This is a genomic window from Kitasatospora sp. NPDC101157, assembly GCF_044768255.1.
Lineage (GTDB): Bacteria > Actinomycetota > Actinomycetes > Streptomycetales > Streptomycetaceae > Kitasatospora.
The window spans coordinates 151649-171167 of sequence record NZ_JBIWPL010000008.1 but is presented as its reverse complement, the minus strand read 5'-3'; the positions used below and the strand labels follow the sequence as shown (position 1 = coordinate 171167).

At 72.2% G+C, this 19519-nt stretch carries 20 protein-coding genes; 5 read left to right on the top strand and 15 right to left on the bottom strand.

The annotated features are described in order from the left end of the window. Window positions 1–5 precede the first annotated feature (5 nt). Both ACIRVF_RS19520 and ACIRVF_RS19515 read right to left on the bottom strand, forming a co-directional pair. Window positions 6–317 (bottom strand): hypothetical protein, encoded by a 312-nt coding sequence (locus ACIRVF_RS19520; RefSeq protein WP_402818902.1) that lies wholly within the window; start codon window positions 315–317, stop codon window positions 6–8. Further along, window positions 314–1111, bottom strand: coding sequence for an alpha/beta fold hydrolase (locus ACIRVF_RS19515; RefSeq protein ID WP_402818899.1), 798 nt, complete (start codon window positions 1109–1111; stop codon window positions 314–316). The genes ACIRVF_RS19520 and ACIRVF_RS19515 overlap by 4 nt, the downstream gene beginning before the upstream one ends. A 169-nt stretch (window positions 1112–1280) precedes the next feature. Between ACIRVF_RS19515 and ACIRVF_RS19510 the strand changes: the two genes are divergently transcribed. Together ACIRVF_RS19510 and ACIRVF_RS19505 are read left to right on the top strand one after the other, a co-directional pair. Then, window positions 1281–2294, top strand: coding sequence for an ABC transporter ATP-binding protein (locus tag ACIRVF_RS19510; protein ID WP_402818896.1), 1014 nt, complete (start codon window positions 1281–1283; stop codon window positions 2292–2294). 1 nt (window position 2295) lies between these two features. Further along, entirely contained in the window at window positions 2296–3063 is a 768-nt protein-coding gene (locus ACIRVF_RS19505; protein WP_402818893.1) for an ABC transporter permease subunit, read from the top strand. 64 nt (window positions 3064–3127) lie between these two features. Here the strand turns inward: ACIRVF_RS19505 and ACIRVF_RS19500 are convergent, their stop codons facing one another. Continuing rightward, window positions 3128–3451, bottom strand: coding sequence for an ATP/GTP-binding protein (locus ACIRVF_RS19500; protein WP_402818890.1), 324 nt, complete (start codon window positions 3449–3451; stop codon window positions 3128–3130). 248 nt (window positions 3452–3699) lie between these two features. Here ACIRVF_RS19500 and ACIRVF_RS19495 point away from each other — a divergent pair, with 248 nt between their 5' ends. Beyond that, a complete protein-coding gene (locus ACIRVF_RS19495) occupies window positions 3700–5010 on the top strand; it encodes an LLM class flavin-dependent oxidoreductase (RefSeq protein WP_402818887.1) in 1311 nt (436 codons plus the stop codon). Between the two features lie 72 nt (window positions 5011–5082). On the opposite strand, the gene ACIRVF_RS19490 is transcribed toward ACIRVF_RS19495, so the two are convergent. Next, complete coding sequence (locus ACIRVF_RS19490) at window positions 5083–5475, bottom strand: SCO5389 family protein (protein ID WP_402818884.1); 393 nt, start codon at window positions 5473–5475, stop codon at window positions 5083–5085. A gap of 481 nt (window positions 5476–5956) precedes the next feature. Here ACIRVF_RS19490 and nucS point away from each other — a divergent pair, with 481 nt between their 5' ends. Further along, window positions 5957–6616, top strand: coding sequence for an endonuclease NucS (gene nucS / locus ACIRVF_RS19485; protein WP_359828612.1), 660 nt, complete (start codon window positions 5957–5959; stop codon window positions 6614–6616). A gap of 4 nt (window positions 6617–6620) precedes the next feature. On the opposite strand, the gene ACIRVF_RS19480 is transcribed toward nucS, so the two are convergent. From ACIRVF_RS19480 to ACIRVF_RS19460, 5 genes are all read right to left on the bottom strand, one after another. Continuing rightward, window positions 6621–8942, bottom strand: coding sequence for an ATP-binding protein (locus tag ACIRVF_RS19480; RefSeq protein ID WP_402818881.1), 2322 nt, complete (start codon window positions 8940–8942; stop codon window positions 6621–6623). Between the two features lie 322 nt (window positions 8943–9264). Beyond that, a complete protein-coding gene (locus ACIRVF_RS19475) occupies window positions 9265–9582 on the bottom strand; it encodes an STAS domain-containing protein (protein ID WP_402818878.1) in 318 nt (105 codons plus the stop codon). 387 nt (window positions 9583–9969) lie between these two features. Beyond that, window positions 9970–10839, bottom strand: a complete 870-nt coding sequence (locus tag ACIRVF_RS19470; protein WP_402818876.1) for a 3-hydroxyacyl-CoA dehydrogenase family protein — start codon at window positions 10837–10839, stop codon at window positions 9970–9972. A gap of 178 nt (window positions 10840–11017) precedes the next feature. Further along, window positions 11018–11668: a response regulator gene (locus tag ACIRVF_RS19465; protein WP_402818873.1), complete on the bottom strand. Its 651-nt coding sequence runs from the start codon at window positions 11666–11668 to the stop codon at window positions 11018–11020. Then, on the bottom strand, window positions 11665–12867 hold the full coding sequence (locus tag ACIRVF_RS19460; protein ID WP_402818870.1) for a sensor histidine kinase: 1203 nt from the start codon (window positions 12865–12867) through the stop codon (window positions 11665–11667). The genes ACIRVF_RS19465 and ACIRVF_RS19460 overlap by 4 nt, the downstream gene beginning before the upstream one ends. Before the next feature lie 156 nt (window positions 12868–13023). Here ACIRVF_RS19460 and ACIRVF_RS19455 point away from each other — a divergent pair, with 156 nt between their 5' ends. Next, on the top strand, window positions 13024–13638 hold the full coding sequence (locus ACIRVF_RS19455; protein WP_402818867.1) for a hypothetical protein: 615 nt from the start codon (window positions 13024–13026) through the stop codon (window positions 13636–13638). Here ACIRVF_RS19455 and ACIRVF_RS19450 read toward each other — a convergent pair. From ACIRVF_RS19450 to atpA, 6 genes are all read right to left on the bottom strand, one after another. Then, window positions 13635–14207 (bottom strand): cob(I)yrinic acid a,c-diamide adenosyltransferase, encoded by a 573-nt coding sequence (locus ACIRVF_RS19450; RefSeq protein ID WP_402818865.1) that lies wholly within the window; start codon window positions 14205–14207, stop codon window positions 13635–13637. The two genes, ACIRVF_RS19455 and ACIRVF_RS19450, sit on opposite strands and share 4 nt — an antisense overlap. A 22-nt stretch (window positions 14208–14229) precedes the next feature. Continuing rightward, window positions 14230–14730 carry a DUF2550 domain-containing protein gene (locus ACIRVF_RS19445; RefSeq protein WP_363569351.1) on the bottom strand — a complete coding sequence of 167 codons (501 nt, stop codon included), beginning with the start codon at window positions 14728–14730 and terminating at the stop codon, window positions 14230–14232. A gap of 148 nt (window positions 14731–14878) precedes the next feature. Then, on the bottom strand, window positions 14879–15262 hold the full coding sequence (locus tag ACIRVF_RS19440; protein ID WP_030282045.1) for a F0F1 ATP synthase subunit epsilon: 384 nt from the start codon (window positions 15260–15262) through the stop codon (window positions 14879–14881). Between the two features lie 184 nt (window positions 15263–15446). Further along, window positions 15447–16892, bottom strand: a complete 1446-nt coding sequence (gene atpD, locus ACIRVF_RS19435) for a F0F1 ATP synthase subunit beta (protein ID WP_402818861.1) — start codon at window positions 16890–16892, stop codon at window positions 15447–15449. Window positions 16893–16894: 2 nt separating this feature from the next. Continuing rightward, window positions 16895–17809: a F0F1 ATP synthase subunit gamma gene (locus ACIRVF_RS19430; protein ID WP_402818859.1), complete on the bottom strand. Its 915-nt coding sequence runs from the start codon at window positions 17807–17809 to the stop codon at window positions 16895–16897. Window positions 17810–17841: 32 nt separating this feature from the next. Continuing rightward, complete coding sequence (gene atpA / locus ACIRVF_RS19425) at window positions 17842–19416, bottom strand: F0F1 ATP synthase subunit alpha (protein ID WP_402818856.1); 1575 nt, start codon at window positions 19414–19416, stop codon at window positions 17842–17844. Window positions 19417–19519: the final 103 nt, after the last annotated feature.

Below are 19519 nucleotides of genomic sequence, written 5' to 3'. Positions count from 1 at the left end.
GCGCCTCAGCGGGGATAGGCCCCGTCGGGCCGCTGGTGCCCGCTGCTGAGCTGGTTGCCCTCGTCGTCCGAGACGGTGCCGAACCAGGAGGTGCACCAGACCGACACCGAGTCGGGCCAGTACTGCACCTCGAACGGGTGCCCGGACCCGTAGTCGCCGTACGAGGTGACGATGAAGGTCTCCCCGGGGCGCATCCAGTAGTCCTCGCCGAGCGGTTCCAGGGTCAGCTCCACCAGCCCCTCGCCACGGTTCGTCACCGGCATCCGGCCGGTCACCTCCAGGGCCGAGAAGTCCCAGCCCGCCGGGTCCGGGCTCATCCGGCGGCCACCCGGGAGAGCAGCCGGCGGACGGCGGCGTCGAACGCCCCCGGGGACTCCAGGGCGCTGAGGTGGCCCACGCCGGGGACGACGGTCAGCTCGGCGTCCGGGGCGGCCCGGGCCATCCGCTCGGCCTCCTCCAGCGACACCAGGGCGTCCAGGGCGCCCGCGACCACCGCGAGCGGGACCCGGAGCCCGGCCAGCACCTCCAGGGAGTCCGGACGGGCCGCCATGGCCCGCTGGGCCCAGGCGACGGCGGCCGGCGGGGCGGCGGCCACCATCGCCTGCACCCGCTCCACCAGGTGCTGGGAGTCGGGCCCGAGCTGCCCGGCCGCGACGTGCTCGTCCAGCAGCAGCTGCACGCTGCCGCGGGCGGTGACGGCGGCCGCGATCCGCTCCCGGTTGGCCCGGACGGCGTCGGTGTCGGCGGTGGCACGGGTGTTGGACAGCAGCAGGCCGGACAGCCGGTCCGGGTGGCGGCGGGCGAAGGCGAGTGCCACGTAGCCGCCCATCGAAAGCCCGCCGACCACCGCGCGGTCGATCCCGGCCGCGTCCAGGAGCAGCGCCAGGTCGTCGGCGACCAGGTCCAGCGAGGGCTCGTCCGTACCCAGCTCGGTGCCTCCGAAGCCCCGCTGGTCGGGGGCGAGCACCCGGGCCTCGTCCCCGGTCAGGCCGGGCAGCGCGTCCAGCTGGGCGGACCACATCGAGGCGTTCAACGGAAAGGCGTGCAGGAGCACGAGTGGTGTTCCGGTTCCGCTTTCGCGGACGGACACTGTGGAGGGGAGCTGACTCATGCGCCCACCTCGCTTCGCTCGGCAGGGGCATGACCCAACGCGCACCTCTCGATGTTTCGCTCGCTTCGCTCGCTCATGCGCCCACCGTATTCGGGTGGGCCCGGCAGGCCCACTCAGCGGGCCGCCCTATCCGCTTTGTCCTAGCCTGACAGAGAGTAAGGGAGCACCAATGATCGAGTTGCACGACCTGACAAAACGTTATGGCAAGACGCTCGCGGTGGACCGGCTCAGCTTCACGGTCCCCCCGGGGGTGGTCACCGGCTTCCTCGGCCCCAACGGCGCGGGCAAGTCCACCACCATGCGCATGATCCTCGACCTGGACCGCCCGACCGGGGGCAGCGTCACCATCGACGGCAGACGCTACGGACAGCTCAGCGAACCGCTCAAGAAGATCGGCGCCCTGCTGGAGGCCAAGGCCGTGCACCCCGGCCGCACCGCCCGCGACCACCTGCTCTGGCTCGCCCAGAGCAACCGGATCCCCGTGCGCCGGGTGGACGAGGTGCTCGCCCTGGTCGGTCTGACCCCGGTCGCCCGCAAGCGGGCCCGCGGCTTCTCGCTCGGCATGGGCCAGCGCCTGGGCATCGCCTCGGCGCTGCTCGGCGACCCGGAGATCGTCATGTTCGACGAGCCGGTCAACGGCCTGGACCCGGAGGGCATCCTCTGGATCCGCAACCTGATGAAGCGCCTCGCCGGCGAGGGCAGGACGGTCTTCGTCTCCTCCCACCTGATGAGCGAGATGGCCGTCACCGCCGACCACCTGGTGGTCATCGGCAAGGGCCGGCTGCTCGCCGACCTGCCGATGCCGGAGTTCATCCGGCGCAACTCCCGCTCCGCCGTACGGCTGCGCAGCCCCCAGCCCGAGCGCCTGCTCGACGTCCTGGCCGGGGCCGGCCTGCGGCACGAGCCGGGGCCGGACGGCTCCTACGAGGTGGTCAACGGCGACCTCGCGCACCTCGGCGAGCTGGCCGCCTCCCACGGTGTGGTCCTGCACGAACTCAGCCCGCAGCAGGCCTCGTTGGAGGAGGCGTTCATGCAGATGACGGCGGACTCGGTGGAGTACCACGCGGGCCGCGGCCCCGACCGGGAGGCGGCCGGCACGACCGGCACGTCCGGCGGCTGGGGCGCGGGCTGGAAGGCGGACGGCAACCGGCCGACCGCGGCGGTGCGGCAGGAGGAGAACTGAGATGGCGTCCTTCCCGGCGATCCTGCGCTCCGAGTGGACGAAGATCCGCAGCGTCCGCTCGACGGTCTGGACCCTCGCGCTGGCCTTCGTGGTCACCGTGGGCATCGGCGCGCTGCTGTCCCTGCTCACCAACAACAACTTCACCGAGTTCCGGCGGCACGACCAGAGCCCGTTCGACGCCACCGGCACGGCCTTCTCCGGCATCATGCTCGGCGAACTGGCCATCATCGTCTTCGGCGTGCTGGCGATCGGCAACGAGTACAGCAGCGGCATGATCCGGGTCACCCTGGCCGCCGTCCCCCAGCGCGGCACCCTGCTGGCCGGCAAGGCGATGGTGCTCGGCACGCTGGCCCTCGCGGTCTCGCTGGTGACGGCCTTCGTCACCTTCTTCGTCGGCCAGGCACTGCTGGGCTCGCACTCCACCAGCCTGAGCGAGCCGAACGTGCTGCGCGCGGTGCTCGGAGCGGCGCTGTACCTGACGATGATCTGCCTGTTCTCGGCCGGCGTCACCGCCATGCTGCACAACCAGACGCTCGCGCTGGGCGTGCTGGTGCCGTTCTTCTTCCTGCTCTCGCCGATCCTCTCGGCGGTGCCGAAGGTCAAGACCCTGGCCCACTACTTCCCCGACTACGCCGGCTCGCGGGTGCTGCTGGTGTACGAGCAGACCGGCCAGCCGTACGGGCCGTGGGCGGGCTTCACCATCTGCCTGGCCTGGACCGCGGCGGCCCTGGTCGGCGGCGCGCTGGTGCTCAAGAGCCGCGACGCCTGAGGGAGTTCCCGCAGTTCGGGGTTCGAGCAGCTCGGAACCCGAGGAATACCGGGTCAGTACCGGGTCAGTACCGCGGAGCGCCGCGGCCTCGCAGGATGTTGGAGGCCCGGCGCTCCCGCGCTCCCCAGCACGCCCGGTGCCAGTGCCGCCGGTCGTCCACCCCGGCGCCGTGCACCGGCCAGGCCACCACGTGGCCCACCCCGGGCGGGATCTCCTGGTCGCAGCCCGGGCAGCGGTAGAAGCGCCCCGAAGTGCCCGCGACCGTCTGCACCACCCAGTCGTCGCCCTGGTAGTTCTCGGTACGGCGCAGCGATCCGCCGAGCGGGGCGGCGGCCGGCTCGGCGCTCTCGCGGGGGGCGGCGCTCTTGATCCGGTTGCGGCGGGGCACGGCGGACTGCCTCTCTTCCGGGGGCTCTGAGTCGTTCCAGCCTAGGGCCTGTCCCTCGGGACTGTCCGGTGTCCAGCCCCCGCCCGCCCTCTATCACGGCTTCGGCCGGTCGTCCGGCGTTTTTGCCGAGATCCACCCGATCATCGGGGAAATCCGGGGTTCAGCGTGCCATTGGCACATGACATCGGATACCCACGAGGGGACAGGCGGGGCCCGCAGACCCTGCGTGCACCCGAGGAGGCCCCAGGATGACCAAGACCAGCCCGCGCGCCGAGACCCGCCGCCCCGTCGGCGTACGGCCACCCGCCCCCGCCCCGACGCTGACCTCCGTCCCACCGCTGACCGCCGTCGCGGGCGAGCCGCTGACCGCCGCCCAGCGCGCCGGCGCACTGCCGCCGGACACCGCCCCGGTACGGGTCGGCGCGTTCCTGCTGTCCGCCCAGTTCCCCGGCCAGAGCCACGGCGAGGTGCTGGAGCGCACCGTCCGGGCCACCGTCGAGGCCGAACGCGTGGGACTGGACAGCGTCTGGCTGGCCGAGCACCACTTCGTCCCGTACGGGGTCTGCCCGAACGCCGCGACCCTCGCCGCCCTGCTGCTCGGCCGCACCCGCCGGATCGGCATCGGCACGGCCGTCAGCGTGCTCTCCACCTGCCACCCGGTGGCGCTCGGCGAACAGGCCGCGCTGCTGCACCTCACCTCCGGCGGGCGCTTCACGCTCGGGGTGGGCCGCGGCGGGCCGTGGATCGACCTGGACGTGTTCGGCAGTGGCGTGGACGCCTACGAGAACGGCTTCCCGGAGCGGCTGGACCTGCTGCTGCGCTGGCTGCGCGGCTCCCGGGTGGGCGCGGACGGCCCCCAGTTCAGCTTCCCCGAGGTGGCGGTGGTGCCGCAGGCCACCGAGGCGCCGCGCCGCCCGGGCCTGGGCAGCTGGCTCGGCCTGGACGACCCGTCCGGCCCGGTGCGCTTCCCCCGCCAGCGCCAGGACACCGAGGGCCTGGGCGAGCAACTCACCACCGCCGGACGGCCGGTGGCCGGCCCGCCGGTGGTGGTCGCCTGCACCTCCCCGGGCGGGGTGAAGCTGGCCGCCGAGCGCGGGCTGCCGATGCTGCTCGGGATGCACTCCGGCGACGACGACAAGCTGCGGATGCTGGAGCTCTACCGCACCGCCTGGCTGGCCGCCGGGCGCGGCGAGGAGCAGCTGCGCCGGGTGACCCGCCAGCACGTCGCGGCCGGGGTGGCCCAGGTGGACGACCGCACTGCGGCCGCCCGGGCCACCCTGCTGAACGCGATGCCCGGCTGGTTCGAGTACGGGCTGGGCGCCCACCGCACCGTGGACGGCCGCGAGCGCAAGATGCGCGACCCGCACCAGTACACCGAACTCCTCTGCGACCTGCACGCGGTGGGCACCCCGAAGCAGTGCGCCGACCGTCTGCTGGCCACCGCCGAGCGCACCGGCATCCGGCGGTTCGCCCTGCTCGCGGAGGGCAGCGGCGACCGCGAGGCGACCCTGCACAACATCGCCCGGCTGGGCTCCGAGGTGCTGCCGCAGCTGAGTTGACACGACCGCCCCGGTGCCGGGCCGCCGCCCCTCCCCCGCATCGGCGGGGACGGGACGGCCGGCACGGCCGGGTCAGCAGTCCCGCAGCTCCTCGGACTGGTTGAGCAGCTGCTCCCGGACGGAGGTGAAGCGGTCGAACCGCGCACCGTTGGCCTCCGACGGCAGGAACACCGCCACCCGGTGACAGTTCTGGAACGCCAGCCGGACACCGAAGTGGCGCTGCAGGGCGCCCCGGATGGCATCGCTGGCGAGGGCGCGCAGCAGCTGGCCGCGGGCCTGCTCGCTGGGCGGCGGCACCTGGTTGTCGGCGAAGTCGGTGCCGTCGACTTTCGCCTGGGCGACCAACGAGCTGATCAGGTCCCAGGCGTACGGCAGCGAGACGCGGACGCAGTCGACGAATTCCCGCTCGTCGACCTCGCCCCGCTCGGCCTTCTCCAGCAGGGCCGGTGAGACGTCGAGCGACATGGATTCTCCTCTCGCGGTCCACCCGCGCGGCGCCCGGGTGGTCATGCGTAGTCCAAGCTCACAGTGGGGTGGGCGAAATCGCAGGCGGTGTCCGGAACACCGTGGGACGGGGGGTTTCCGGCACCTTTGCGAAGGCGGCGGCGCCACGGGACGTGACGTCCTGAACACCGACCGCGTCAGAACAGCGTGGCAGTCAACGGAGGAGCAGGCTGGTCATTCCTAGGGATTGCTCCGGAAATACGCCGTGGTGCACCAGATTGGCCGGATCCCGTCGGATCGTTCATCTGAAGTCTCCATCCCCGTTGACAGCGACCCCGCATCCGTACCGTCACACACCGTAGCGGCCTTGGGGGGGCGTACGCCAGAGCGCGGGGAGCGGCGGCGGGCCCGCCGAACCTCCATGTTCGCGGGGTTCGCGGTTTCTTCACCCGGTCGTCTCGGAATCGCATCAACTGGCCCCGGTGGGCTAGCGTGGTCGACCGTGCGTCTCGTAATTGCCCGCTGCTCAGTCGACTATGCCGGTCGGCTCTCCGCCCATCTGCCCTCCGCCACCAGGCTGATCCTGGTCAAGGCCGACGGCAGCGTCAGCATCCACGCCGACGACCGCGCCTACAAGCCGCTCAACTGGATGTCCCCGCCGTGCGCCCTCAAGGAGGCCGACGGGGTCTGGACGGTGGAGAACAAGGCCGGCGAGAAGCTCATCATCACGCTGGAGGAGGTGCTGCACGACTCCTCCCACGAACTCGGGGTGGACCCGGGCCTGATCAAGGACGGCGTCGAGGCGCACCTCCAGGAGCTGCTCGCGGACCGGATGGAGGTGCTCGGTGCCGGCTGGTCGCTGATCCGCCGCGAGTACCCGACCGCGATCGGCCCGGTCGACATCCTCTGCCGCGACGCCGACGGCGCCACCGTCGCCGTCGAGATCAAGCGCCGCGGCGAGATCGACGGCGTCGAACAGCTCACCCGCTACCTCGAACTCCTCAACCGGGACCCGCTGTTGGCCCCGGTCAAGGGCGTCTTCGCCGCGCAGGAGATCAAGCCCCAGGCCCGCGTCCTGGCCACCGACCGGGGCATCGGCTGCGTGGTGCTGGACTACGACGAGCTGCGCGGCATCGACGACGACAAGCTGAAGCTGTTCTGACCGGTCAGAGCGAGGGCGACGGGGTGGTCGGGGCGGTCTGAGTGGCCGACCCGGTCGGCGACGGGCTCGGCTTGGCGGACGTCGCGGACGGGCTCGGCGACGCTGAGGTGCCGCCCCCGCCGCCACCCGGCTGAGTGCCTCCCCCACCGTTGCCGCCCCCACCCGAGCCGCCGGGCTTCTGCCCCGGCGGCTGCTCCGGCGGCTGCGGCTGGCCCGGGACCGGCGACTGGGACTGCTGCGGGGCCTGCGACTCGGTGGCCCCCGGCGATGAGCTCGGCCGCTTCGACGGCGAGGCGCTCGGCGGACGCGACGCGCTGCCGCTCGCCGAGGGCTCCGGACCGGTCTCCGTCCCGGCCGGGCTCCCCGGCTCGGTACCGGCGGCACCGGCGGCACCTGCCGCGCCCTGGCTGTGGTCGGCGGAGGGCTGCGGCATCGGCGCGTTGCCGGTGTCGCCGACCTCGTCCAGCCGCGCGTGCGGGTCGTTCGCCTTGTGCTCCTCGGGCCCGGTGACGCTCATCGCCACCGCGGTCCCGAGCACCCCGAAGGTGAGCACGACCGCCGAGGCCACCACCACCCGGCGCCGCTTCCCGGTACGGGCCTTCAGTTTGGCCGGCATCCGGGCCGCGATCTTGCGGATCACCGGCGCGCGGCCCGGCGCCGCCGCGGCGGGCGCGGCGGCCGGCAGCTGTCGGCCGTCGGCGCGCAGCAGGTCGAGCATCCGGCGCGCCGCGGCGACCCCTCGCTGTTCCCCGGCGGTGACCCGCAGGGTGAGCGCCGTCTCCAGTTCGGCGAGCGCCCGGGAGGGCTGCCGGAGGCAGATCGCGTGCACGCCCGCCTCGTGGTGGAACCAGGCCTGGTCGACCGTCGAGCCGGTCCGCCGGGCCGCCTCCAGGCCGAGCTCCAGCACCCGCTCCCAGGCTCCCCAGCGCAGCGACAGCGCCAGTGCGGGCGCCGCCGCCCGGGCCAGCCGGACCACCGCCTCGTGCCGCCCGGCGGTCCGGTCCGCGAGCAGCACCCCGACCAGCACCTCGGCCTCGGCGGCGATCTGCTCCAGCGACACCGAACTGTGCCCGACCCACCAGGCGAAGTGCTGGGCGGCACCGTCGACGCAGCCGCGCGCGGGCCAGTGCGGGGCGAGCAGTTCGAGCGCGCCGGCGGTGAGCCGGTGGTGGCCGCCGATGGACACCGCGAGCCCGGCGTCGGCGAGTTCGGCCAGCGCGCTCTCGCCCTGGCCGACGTCGATCAGCGCGGGCAGGTGCGGCGCGGTGGGGCACTCCCCGCCGAGCGCGACGGCCAGCCGCAGCACGGCCTGCGCGGGCTCGCTGAGCCCCTCGGCGAGCCGGACCGCGGGCGAGGCCGTCTCGGCGACGGAGGGCAGCGGCACGGTGCGCCGCAGCGCGTCCTCCCGGATCGCCGGGTCGGGATCCCGGACGGGCTCCTCGACCGCGCCGAAGACGTCCCGCCGGTCCTCCTCGGCGGCGACCAGCGCGTCCACGGCGACGTCCCGCTGGCGCAGCAGCGCGGCGGCCTGGACGAAGCGCAGCGGCAGGCCCTCGGACTCGAACCAGAGATCGACCGCCCAGGCCTTCTCGGCGACGTCGAGGGGCCGCCCGGCCAGCCGGGCGGTGAGGGCGAGGCAGGCGGCCCGGGACAGTCCGGGGACGAGGTGGTCCCGCAGCCGGGAGTCGGCGGGCAGCGGCGGGCTGTCGGGGGCGACCGAGATCAGGAAGGCGCAGCCCGGGGCGGCGGCGAGCAGTTCCTCCAGCTCGGCGCCGGTCGGCTCGGCCTCGTCGATCACGACGACCGCGCCGACCCCGGCGAGGTGGGCGGCCAGTTGGCCCGGGTCGGGCCGGAAGCCGGGGGCGTGGTGGGTGGCCGCGAAGAGGTCCTGGAGCAGGTCGGCGGCGGTGCGGCGGTGTCCGCAGAGCTGGACGACACCGCCCGGGGCGAGGTCGGCGGCGGCCTCGGCGACGGCCGACAGCAGGGTGCTGCGGCCCGAGCCGGCCTGGCCGACCAGGCGTATCGAGCGGCCCTCGGCGAGCAGGCCGAGCAGTTCGGCGATGTCGGCCTCGCGGTCGAGCAGCGGCAGGTCGGTGGGCCCGGCGCCGAGGGCGAGCGGGCCGACGGCACGGCCGACGCCGCCGACCGGGCCGCGGGCGGGCTCGCTGCGTTCGATCCGGCGCGGGCGGGGCCGCCACTCCTCCGGGCAGGGCCGGGCCTCGGAGCCGTCCGGGGCGCCGACGCCGACCAGCAGGCCGCCGGAGACCAGTTCGCCGCCGCGGGTGCGGGCGGCCTCCTGCCGGAACTCCCCGGATGGCTGTGCCACGTTCTGCTCCGCATCGAGGTCGGCCGCCGGCGCCCCGCGCCGGCCGGCACACGTCTGGGTCGCGGCCGCGGGCGGGCTGTGGGCAGCCGGCCCCGCGCGGCCGTCATCTGACGGGCAGACTCTTGCACATCCGGGGCCGCCCGTGCAGCGCGGTCCGGGTGCGGGGCGGCCGGCGGCGGTATCGCCGCAGGCAGGGGGCCTGACGGGCGCTCGGAACCGAGAGGCCTGCTCGGGCCGACGGACCTGGACGCTCTGAAGGTTCCGGACGTCTGGACTCCTGTACGTCCTGTACGTCCTGGATGTCCCGGACGCTCCGGACGTCCTAGCTGACGTGCGCCTCGGCGATGCCGCCGTCGACGGCCAGGATGCGGTGCAGCTTGGTGGCCACCAGCAGCCGCTGGAGCTGCGCGGGGACGGAGCGCAGCACGAGCCGGCGGCCGATCCGGCCGGCCCGCCGGTGGGTGCCCATGATCACGCCGAGTCCGGTGGCGTCCCAGAACTCCAGTCGGGCGAGGTCGAGCACGAGGTCGCCGAGACCGCCGTCCACGGCCTGGTGCAGCAGGGCCCGCGCGTCGGCGGCGGTGCGCACGTCGAGGCGGCCTTCGATGGCCAGCGCCGTGTGGTCGCCGGTGATGCGCATGCTCTCCTCCTTCGCCTGGGTGGCCTGGTCGGGGGTGGTCCGGCCCCGGCCGCGCCGGGAGGCGGAGTGGCCCCCGGCTCGGGTGGATCGGGTGGGCGGCCCGGGCGGAACGCCGGTGACGGCTCGGCCCGCGGCCGGTCCCGGTCGCCGTGCCGGGTTCCCTCATCTGACGGTGAAGCAGCGCCGCAGGTTGCTGGTTTCCGCCCTGCTCCGAAGCAACTTCACTCGTCCGAGGGAATATACGCAGGAACTCTCCACACCTACGCTCGATTACCGCCCAAATCACCCGTCTGCGGCACCCGGCGTGAGGAAACTCACCCGCCCCGGCACAGCGGGCCGTACGATGCTCCGATCGCACGGCCCACCAGGTCGTTCAGCCCCTCCGGGTCACTTGGACTCGTACGGGTAGAAGCCGCGGCCGCTCTTGCGGCCGAGGTCGCCGGCGGTGACCATCCGGGCCATGATCTCCGGGGCGGCGAACTTCTCGTCCTGGGTCTCGGTGTAGATGTTGCGGGCGGCGTGCAGCAGGATGTCCACCCCGGTGAGGTCGGCGGTCTGCAGCGGCCCCATCGCGTGGCCGAAGCCGAGGCGGCAGGCGGTGTCGATGTCCTCGGCGGTGGCCACGCCCGACTCGTACAGCCGGGCGGCCTCGACGACCAGGGCGGTGATCAGGCGGGTGGTGATGAAGCCGGCCACGTCGCGGTTGACCACCACGACCTCCTTGCCGACGCCCTCGGCGTAGGCGCGGGCGGCGGCCATCGCCTCGTCGCCGGTCTTGTAGCCGCGGACCAGCTCGACCAGCTTCATCATCGGGACCGGCGAGAAGAAGTGGACGCCGACGACCGACTCGGGCCGCTGGGTGACGGCGGCGATCCGGGTGATCGGGATGGCGGAGGTGTTGGAGGCCAGCACGGCGCCGTCCTTGGCGAGCTTGTCCAGCTCGCGGAAGACGCCCTCCTTGACCTCCAGATTCTCGAACACCGCCTCGACCACGATGTCGGCCTCGGCGACGGCGCCCAGGTCGGTGGTGGTGGTGATCCGGCCCAGCGCGGCCTCGGCGTCCTCGGCGCTCAGCTTGCCCTTGGAGACGAACTTCTCGTACGAGGCGCGGATGCCCGCGAGGCCGCGCTGCAGCGCCTCCTCGGTCACGTCCCGCAGCACCACCGGGTGGCCGGCCTGCGCGGACACCTGGGCGATGCCGGCGCCCATCAGGCCGGCACCGATCACGGCGATCTGCTTGCTGGACGCATTGCTCATGGCTGGGTCTCCCGGTGCCGTCGCCGCCCTGCGGGCGGGGCCTGAAGGCGGCTCAGGGCAGGGATCGCCGCCAAGGAGCCGCATTGCTCTGCGCCGGACTTTAGTGCCCGGATCCGCCGGGCAATAGCAATCGGGAGTGTGATCTGCAACCGACGTGGTCAGCTGATCAGGATGGTCGTCAGATGGTCAGACCGAGGTCCTGGGCCAGGATCGCCGCCTGCACCCGGCTGCGCAGCCGCAGCTTCGCCAGGATCCGGCTGACGTGGGTCTTGGTGGTCGCCTCCGCCATCTCCAGCCGGGCCGCGATCTCCCCGTTGGACATCCCGGCCCCGACGCAGGCCAGCACCTCCCGCTCGCGCCCGGTCAGCCCGGCGACCGCCGCCCGGGCCTCCGGACCGACCGGCCGCTCCGGGCGGGCGAAGGCGCCGATCAGCCGCCTGGTCACCGAGGGCGCCAGCATGCCGTCCCCGCGCGCCACCGTCCGGATGCCCTCGACCAGGGTGTCCGCCTCCAGGTCCTTGAGCAGGAACCCGGCCGCGCCGGCCCGCAGCGCGCCGTAGACGTACTCGTCCAGGTCGAAGGTGGTCAGGACGAGCACCTGGGAGGCCCCGGCGGCGACCACCTGACGGGTCGCCGAAACGCCGTCCAGCCGGGGCATCTGCACGTCCATCAGCACCACGTCGGGCCGCAGCTCCAGTGCCAGCCGGACGGCCTCCTCCCCGTCCGCGGCCTGCCCGACCACCTCGAACTCCGGCTCGGCGCGCAGGATCATCACCAGCGCCGCCCGTACCGCGGCCTGGTCCTCGGCCACCAGCACCCGGATCGTCATGCCCGTCCCTCGCTCTCCCGGCCGCGCGGCAGCACCGCGCGCACGCTCCAGCACCCGTCCCGCGGCCCCGCCTCGAAGCTGCCGCCGAGCAGCCCGGCCCGCTCCGACATCCCCACCAGTCCGGCCCGGGCGCCGGGCAGTTCACGGCCCGGCTCGCCCCGGTACGGGCTGTCGACACCGATCCGCAGCTCCTGGGTGCCGAACTCCAGCCGCACCGCGACCAGTCCGGGCCCGGCGTGCTTGAGCGCGTTGGTCAGCGACTCCTGCACGATCCGGTACGCGGCCAGCCCGACCGGCACCGGGACGGCGCCGCGCTCGCCCAGCTCGGTCAGCTCGAACTCCAGCCCGACGTCCTGCCCGGCCGCCCGGGCCTTGGCCAACAGGGCGTCCACCGCGGCCAGGTCGGGCGCCGCGTAGGACTCGTCGGCCTCTCCCCCGCCGCTGTCGCGGAGCAGTCCGATCATGCGACGCATTTCGGCCAATCCCTGGACGCTGTTCTCCCGGATCACCGCCAGCACCTCGACCAGCGGATCGTCCGCCGCCAGCTGCCGCCGCCGGGCGACCGACTGCGCCCCGGTGGCGTGGATCGCGATCGCCGACAGGTGGTTGGCCACCACGTCGTGCAACTCCCTTGCCATCCGCGCCCGTTCGGCGACGACCGCCTCACGCCGGTCCATCTCCGAGAGCAGCGCGGTCTGTTCGGCCCGCAGCCGCTCGGCCTCCGCCTCCTGCCGGTGCTTGCGCACCAGGTCCCCGGTCCACACCGGAGCCAGGAACACCAGTGAGCTGAGCACCACGATCAGCAGCCCCTCGGACGTCCCGACCGCGTACCAGACCAGGCTGGAGAGCACCAGAACGGTCGCCCCGCCGGTCAGGTGCAGCACCCGCGACATCCGGGCGGTGCCGTACAGGACCGCCGCGTACAGCAGATCGGTGTACATGATCGTCGTCGCCAGCAGGCTCCCGGCGACCACGCTCCCCGCGAAGGCCAGCCCGCCCAGCGACACCGCGAGCACCGGCCGGGTGCGCCGGACCAGTTCCAGCCCGGCCATCACCAGCAGCGGCAGCAGCACCGCCCAGCGCGGCACCCGCTCGGCGTTCTCGTACACCCTGAAGACGATCAGCACCACCCCGCCCAGCAGCCCGCACAGGGCGATCAGCCGGTCCAGTCGGCGCGGGGGGAGGGGCGGTACGAGCACGACCCCATCTCACCATCCCCGGCGGCCCGCCCGGCTCCGGACCACGGAGGAGCCCGCTACATCGAAAGGTGCAGGGCCGGACGGCACCGCACGACGACGACACCGGCGCACCCGCGCACGAGGCTGGAAGCACCGCCGAACGACCGGGAGCAGAACGTGATCGTCACCCTCATCGTCGCGGCCGAGATCTCCTGGTGGATCGTGCTCGGCCTCGCGCTCTCCACCCGCTACCTGCTGCGGTGGCGCCGCACCAGCACCGCCCTGCTGGTCGGCCTGCCGGTGGTGGACCTGGTGCTGTACGCGCTGACCGTGCTCAACCTGCGCGGCGGCGCCGAGGCGAACTGGATGCACGCCCTGGCCGCGAGCTACGCGGGCTTCTCGGTCGGCTACGGCCCCTCGCTGGTGGCCTGGGCCGACCGGCACTTCCTGTACCGCTTCGCCGGCGGCCCCAAGCCGCTGCCCGCGCCGAAGTACGGCCCGGAGCGGACCCGCCACGAGTGGCGGATCGCCACCCGGACCGTCGTCTCGGCCGTGATCACCCTGGCCCTGATCACCCTGCTCGTCCCGCTCTCGAACGGTGCCGCCCACGTCGGCACCTTCACGGAGTGGTACATCAGGCTCGGCATCCTGTCCGTCGTCAACCTGATCGTGGCCGGCTGCTACTCGCTCTGGCCCAAGGAGCCGCCGGCCGGCGTGCGGATCGAGCAGGGCCGGGTGGTCGAGCCCGGGGAACCGGCCGGGAAGGTCGGGACCGGCTCCGACCGGGCCTAGCGGTTCTCCCCCGGCACCCAGAGGACGTCGCCGCGCTCCTTGTTGGCCACCCGGGCCAGGATGAACAGCAGGTCGGACAGCCGGTTGAGGTACTTCGCGGTCAGCGGGTTGACGGTGTCCCCGTGCTCGGCGATCGCCGCCCAGGTGGAGCGCTCGGCCCGCCGCACCACCGTGCAGGCCAGGTGCAGGTGGGCCGCGCCGGGCGTGCCGCCGGGCAGGATGAAGCTGCGCAGCTTCTCCACCTGCTCCAGGTAGTGGTCGCAGTCCCCCTCCAGCCGGTCGATGTAGGACTGCAGCACCCGCAGCGGCGGGTACTTCGGGTCCTCGACCACCGGGGTGGAGAGGTCGGCGCCGACGTCGAACAGGTCGTTCTGGACCCGGACGAGGACGGCCGCGATGTCCTCCGGCAGTGCCCCGACCGCGAGGGCCACCCCGATCGCCGCGTTCGCCTCGTTGGCGTCGGCGTAGGCGATCAGCCGCGGGTCGGTCTTGGTGGTCCGGCTCATGTCGCCGAGCGCGGTGGTGCCGTCGTCCCCGGTACGGGTGTAGATGCGCGTCAGATTGACCATGCCGCCACCCTAGCCCGGGAGGTCAGGCGACGTTGACCCTCTGCCCGGGCGGGGCCGCCTCCAGCCAGGCCAGGAAGCCGGTGAGCGCGTCCTCGCTCATCGCCAGCTCCAGCGGCGCCCCGTTGTGCAGGCAGCGCAGCACCACCGAGCCGGAGAGCAGCGCCAGCTCCTCCTGGCCCTCCGGGTAGCGCCGGCCGAGCACCTCGATCTCCCGGCGGGGCAGCACCTTGCGCGGGCGCGGGGCGTACGAGAAGACCCGGAACCACTCGATCGAGTCACCGCTGTAGCGGCCGATACCAAAAACCCACCCCTTGCCGTCGGTCGGGGGGACCGGGGCTGAGGTGGGTTTGCCGTTCTCGTCGAGGTCGGGCTGCGTGGAGGCGTCGGCGGGCATTTTGAGCCGGTAGCTGCAGTCGAACGTGCCGCCGACCCGCTGGATCAGGCGGCGGCGTACCGCGAAGGCCATCAGGCCGATCACTCCCAGCGCCACGACCACCGCACACACCACAAGCGCGAGGACCATGCTCACCTACCTCCTCGCTACCCGCGTTCCCCGTTGCGGCCGTCCCGGACGACCGCGCTGACCTACCAACTACGACGACAGTCCCGGGGTCACGCTCGCGCGTCCCCGGGACCGTCGGTCGACCCCGCGAAGCCGGGGTCCGGCACACTCAGGCGTGGGCCTTGAGGCCGCGCGCCGCGAACAGTCGGACCTCGGCGCGACGCTCGGCGTGCGCGTCCAGGTCGGACTTGGCCTGCTCCAGTGCGCGCTCGGCACGCGCGACGTCGATCTCGTCCGCCAGCTCGGCGATCTCCGCGAGCAGAGACAGCTTGTTGTCGGCGAAGGAGATGAAGCCGCCGTGTACCGCGGCGATGACGGTGCCGCCGTCCACCGTGCGGATGGTGACCGGACCGGTCTCCAGCACGCTCAGCACCGGGGTGTGGCCCGGCATGATGCCGGTGTCACCGGAGGCCGTACGGGCGACGACGATGGTGGCCGCACCGGACCACACCTTGCGGTCGGCTGCGACCAGCTCGACGTGCAGCTCAGCCAACGTGGGCTCCTAGGCTCATGCAACCCCCGATTACTCGGGAGTTTCGGTAAGAATAACGGCCCCGCGCCTCCGGCATGAAACCGGCGGCACGGATTTGACCGGAATCACAGCCGATGCGACGTGAGGGGTGGTCCCCAGGCTCGGGGGCCACCCCTCACGGTCACTCAGCTGCTACCGGCCGCGATTACTTCTTCGCCAGCTCGGCGGCGTTCTTCTCCAGGTCCTCGATGCCACCGCACATGAAGAAGGCCTGCTCCGGGACGGAGTCGTACTTGCCGTCGGCGATCGAGTTGAAGGCCTCGATGGTCTCCGACAGCGGCACGGTCGAGCCCTCGACACCGGTGAACTGCTTCGCCACGTAGGTGTTCTGCGAGAGGAAGCGCTCGATGCGGCGGGCACGGTGAACCGTGATCTTGTCCTCTTCGGACAGCTCGTCCATACCGAGGATGGCGATGATGTCCTGGAGGTCCTTGTACTTCTGCAGGATCCCCTTGACGCGGACGGCCGTGTCGTAGTGGTTCTGCGCGATGTACCGCGGGTCGAGGATGCGGGACGTGGAGTCCAGCGGGTCGACGGCCGGGTAGATGCCCTTCTCCGAGATCGGGCGCGACAGAACGGTGGTCGCGTCCAGGTGGGCGAAGGTGGTGGCCGGGGCCGGGTCGGTCAGGTCGTCCGCGGGGACGTAGATCGCCTGCATCGAGGTGATCGAGTGACCGCGGGTCGAGGTGATGCGCTCCTGCAGGAGGCCCATCTCGTCGGCCAGGTTCGGCTGGTAGCCCACCGCGGAGGGCATGCGGCCGAGCAGGGTCGACACCTCGGAACCGGCCTGGGTGAACCGGAAGATGTTGTCGATGAAGAGGAGCACGTCCTGCTTCTCGACGTCACGGAAGTACTCCGCCATGGTCAGCGCGGACAGCGCGACGCGCAGACGGGTGCCCGGCGGCTCGTCCATCTGACCGAAGACCAGCGCGGTCTTGTCCAGAACGCCCGAGTCGACCATCTCGTCGATGAGGTCGTTGCCCTCACGGGTGCGCTCGCCGACGCCGGCGAACACCGACACACCACCGAAGTTCTCGGCGACGCGGTAGATCATCTCCTGGATCAGAACGGTCTTGCCGACACCGGCACCACCGAACAGACCGATCTTGCCACCCTGGACGTACGGGGTGAGCAGGTCGATGACCTTGATGCCGGTCTCGAACATCTCGGTCTTGGACTCAAGGTCCTTGAAGTCGGGGGCCTTGCGGTGGATCGGCCACCGGACCTCGACCTGGGAGTCGAACTCCGCCTGGTCGACGTTCAGCACGTCACCGAGGGCGTTGAAGACCTTGCCCTTGGTGATCTGGCCGACCGGCACGGAGATCGCGGCACCGGTGTCGGTGACCTGCGAACCGCGGACCAGGCCGTCGGTCGGCTGCATCGAGATGCCGCGGACCAGGCCGTCGCCGAGGTGCTGGGCGACCTCAAGGGTCAGGGTCTTCTTGCCCGAGCCGTCGGGGTTGTCCACCTCGACGTGCAGGGCGTTGTACATGTCCGGGATCGCGTCGACGGGGAACTCCACGTCGACGACCGGGCCGATGACCCGCGCGACGCGGCCCGTCGCCGTGGTCGGCTCAACAGTGGTGGTCATACTCATTCGCTCCCGCGGCTGGCGTCAGCGAGCGCGTTGGCCCCACCGACGATCTCGCTGATTTCCTGGGTGATCTCGGCCTGACGGGCCGAGTTGGCAAGCCGCGTGAGCGACTTGATGAGCTCGCCGGCGTTGTCCGTCGCGCTCTTCATCGCGCGGCGGCGGGCGGCGTGCTCGGAAGCGGCCGACTGCAGCAGCGCGTTGTAGATCCTGCTCTCGACGTACCGCGGCAGCAGCGCGTCCAGGACGCCCTCCGCCGACGGTTCGAAGTCGTACAGCGGGAAGATCTCCGACTTGGCCGGCGACTGGTCGCTGAGCTGGACCTCGTCCAGCTTCAGCGGCAGCAGCCGCGCCTCCACCGCGTCCTGCGTCAGCATGGACACGAACTCGGTCGAGACCACGTGGAGTTCGTCCACGCCGCCGTCCTCGGTCGTGAAGGCCTCGATCAGCTCGGCCGCCACCGTCTTCGCGTCACCGTAGGTCGGCTTGTCCGAGAAGCCCGTCCACGAGTTCCCCACCGCCAGGTTGCGGAAGGTGTAGTACGACAGACCCTTCCGACCGACGATGTAGGTCACGACGTCCTTGCCCTCGCCGCGCAGGCGCTCGGTGAGCGTCAGCGAGGCCTTGATGGCGTTGGACGAGTAACCGCCGGCCAGGCCGCGGTCCGCCGTGATCAGCAGGACGGCCGCGCGCTTGGCGTCCGGGTTCTCGGTGGTGAGCGGGTGCTTGGCGTTGGACCGGGTGGCCACCGCCGTCACCGCCCGGGTGAGCTCGTCGGCGTACGGAGCGGAGGCCGCCACCGCGCGCTGCGCCTTACCGATGCGCGCCGCGGAGATCATCTCCATCGCCTTGGTGATCTTCTTCGTCGCGGTGACAGAGCGGATCCGGCGCTTGTAGACCCGAAGCTGTGCTCCCATGGGTCGTTACGTCCTTTCCCTCGCTACCGGACTCAGGCCTGCTCGGAGAGCAGCTTGCCGTCGGCGGTCTGGTAACCCTGCTTGAAGGACTCGATCGCGCCGGTCAGGGCGTCGATCGTGCCGTCGGCCAGCACACCGGTCTCGACGATGCCGGCCAGCAGGTCCTTGTGCTGCAGGCGCACGAAGTCCAGGAACTCGCGCTCGAAGCGGCGGATCTCGGCGACCGGGACGTCGTCCAGCTTGCCGGTGGTGCCGGCCCAGATGGAGACGACCTGCTCCTCGACCGGGAACGGCTGGTACTGGCCCTGCTTCAGCAGCTCGACCATGCGCGCACCGCGCTCCAGCTGGGCCTTGGAGGCCGCGTCCAGGTCGGAACCGAAGCCGGCGAAGGCCTCCAGCTCACGGTACTGGGCGAGGTCCAGGCGCAGACGGCCGGCGACCGAGCGCATGGCCTTGATCTGGGCGGAGCCACCGACGCGGGAGACCGAGATACCGACGTTCACGGCCGGGCGGATGCCGGCGTTGAACAGGTCGGACTCCAGGAAGCACTGGCCGTCGGTGATGGAGATGACGTTGGTCGGGATGTACGCCGAGACGTCGTTGGCCTTGGTCTCGATGATCGGCAGACCGGTCATCGAGCCGCCGCCGAGGGCGTCGTTCAGCTTGGCGCAGCGCTCCAGCAGGCGGGAGTGCAGGTAGAAGACGTCACCCGGGTAGGCCTCGCGGCCCGGCGGGCGGCGCAGCAGCAGGGAGACGGAGCGGTAGGCCTCGGCCTGCTTCGACAGGTCGTCGAAGATGATCAGGACGTGCTTGCCGTCGTACATCCACTCCTGGCCGATGGCCGAACCGGTGTACGGGGCGAGGTACTTGAAGCCGGCCGGGTCGGAGGCGGGAGCGGCCACGATGGTGGTGTACTCCAGCGCGCCGGCCTCCTCCAGGGCGCCGCGGACGGACGCGATGGTGGAGCCCTTCTGGCCCACGGCGACGTAGATGCAGCGGACCTGCTTCTCCGGGTCGCCCGAGCGCCAGTTGTCGCGCTGGTTGATGATCGTGTCGACGGCCACCGCGGTCTTGCCGGTCTGGCGGTCACCGATGATCAGCTGGCGCTGGCCGCGGCCGATCGGGGTCATCGCGTCGATGGCCTTGATGCCGGTCTGCAGCGGCTGCTTGACCGACTTGCGGGCCATGACGCCGGGGGCCTGCAGCTCCAGGGCGCGACGGCCGCTGGCGGCGATCTCGCCGAGGCCGTCGATCGGGTTGCCCAGCGGGTCCACGACGCGGCCGAGGTAGCCGTCGCCGACCGGCACCGACAGGACCTCGCCCGTGCGGCGCACGGTCTGGCCCTCTTCGATGCCGCCGAACTCACCGAGGACGACGACACCGATCTCGCGGGTGTCGAGGTTCAGCGCGAGGCCGAGCGTGCCGTCCTCGAACTTCAGCAGCTCGTTCGCCATGACCGAGGGCAGGCCCTCGACATGCGCGATGCCGTCCGCCGCGTCAGTGACCGTACCGACCTCTTCCACAGAAGCGGCGTCCGGCTGGTACGACTGGACAAAGTCGGCCAGCGCGTCCCGGATCTCCTCCGGACGGATCGTAAGCTCCGCCATCAGGCTTCCCTGCTCTCCTAGTTTGCGATCCTCGGCCCGCCATTGAGGGCCGCAAGTACTCGACTCTCGGCCGGGTCGTATGAACCGGCCGTACGATTTGCCG

What these genes read in the sequence shown, in the direction of transcription:
- ACIRVF_RS19495 (WP_402818887.1), top strand. Translation starts at nt 3,700, where the DNA reads ATGACCAAGACCAGCCCGCGCGCCGAGACCCGCCGCCCCGTCGGCGTA.
- ACIRVF_RS19510 (WP_402818896.1), top strand. Translation starts at nt 1,281, where the DNA reads ATGATCGAGTTGCACGACCTGACAAAACGTTATGGCAAGACGCTCGCG.
- ACIRVF_RS19505 (WP_402818893.1), top strand. Translation starts at nt 2,296, where the DNA reads ATGGCGTCCTTCCCGGCGATCCTGCGCTCCGAGTGGACGAAGATCCGC.
- ACIRVF_RS19430 (WP_402818859.1), bottom strand. Translation starts at nt 17,809, where the DNA reads ATGGGAGCACAGCTTCGGGTCTACAAGCGCCGGATCCGCTCTGTCACC.
- ACIRVF_RS19445 (WP_363569351.1), bottom strand. Translation starts at nt 14,730, where the DNA reads ATGGTCCTCGCGCTTGTGGTGTGTGCGGTGGTCGTGGCGCTGGGAGTG.
- atpA (WP_402818856.1), bottom strand. Translation starts at nt 19,416, where the DNA reads ATGGCGGAGCTTACGATCCGTCCGGAGGAGATCCGGGACGCGCTGGCC.
- ACIRVF_RS19515 (WP_402818899.1), bottom strand. Translation starts at nt 1,111, where the DNA reads ATGAGTCAGCTCCCCTCCACAGTGTCCGTCCGCGAAAGCGGAACCGGA.
- ACIRVF_RS19520 (WP_402818902.1), bottom strand. Translation starts at nt 317, where the DNA reads ATGAGCCCGGACCCGGCGGGCTGGGACTTCTCGGCCCTGGAGGTGACC.
- ACIRVF_RS19490 (WP_402818884.1), bottom strand. Translation starts at nt 5,475, where the DNA reads ATGTCGCTCGACGTCTCACCGGCCCTGCTGGAGAAGGCCGAGCGGGGC.
- ACIRVF_RS19475 (WP_402818878.1), bottom strand. Translation starts at nt 9,582, where the DNA reads ATGCGCATCACCGGCGACCACACGGCGCTGGCCATCGAAGGCCGCCTC.
- ACIRVF_RS19465 (WP_402818873.1), bottom strand. Translation starts at nt 11,668, where the DNA reads ATGACGATCCGGGTGCTGGTGGCCGAGGACCAGGCCGCGGTACGGGCG.
- ACIRVF_RS19470 (WP_402818876.1), bottom strand. Translation starts at nt 10,839, where the DNA reads ATGAGCAATGCGTCCAGCAAGCAGATCGCCGTGATCGGTGCCGGCCTG.
- ACIRVF_RS19450 (WP_402818865.1), bottom strand. Translation starts at nt 14,207, where the DNA reads ATGGTCAATCTGACGCGCATCTACACCCGTACCGGGGACGACGGCACC.
- atpD (WP_402818861.1), bottom strand. Translation starts at nt 16,892, where the DNA reads ATGACCACCACTGTTGAGCCGACCACGGCGACGGGCCGCGTCGCGCGG.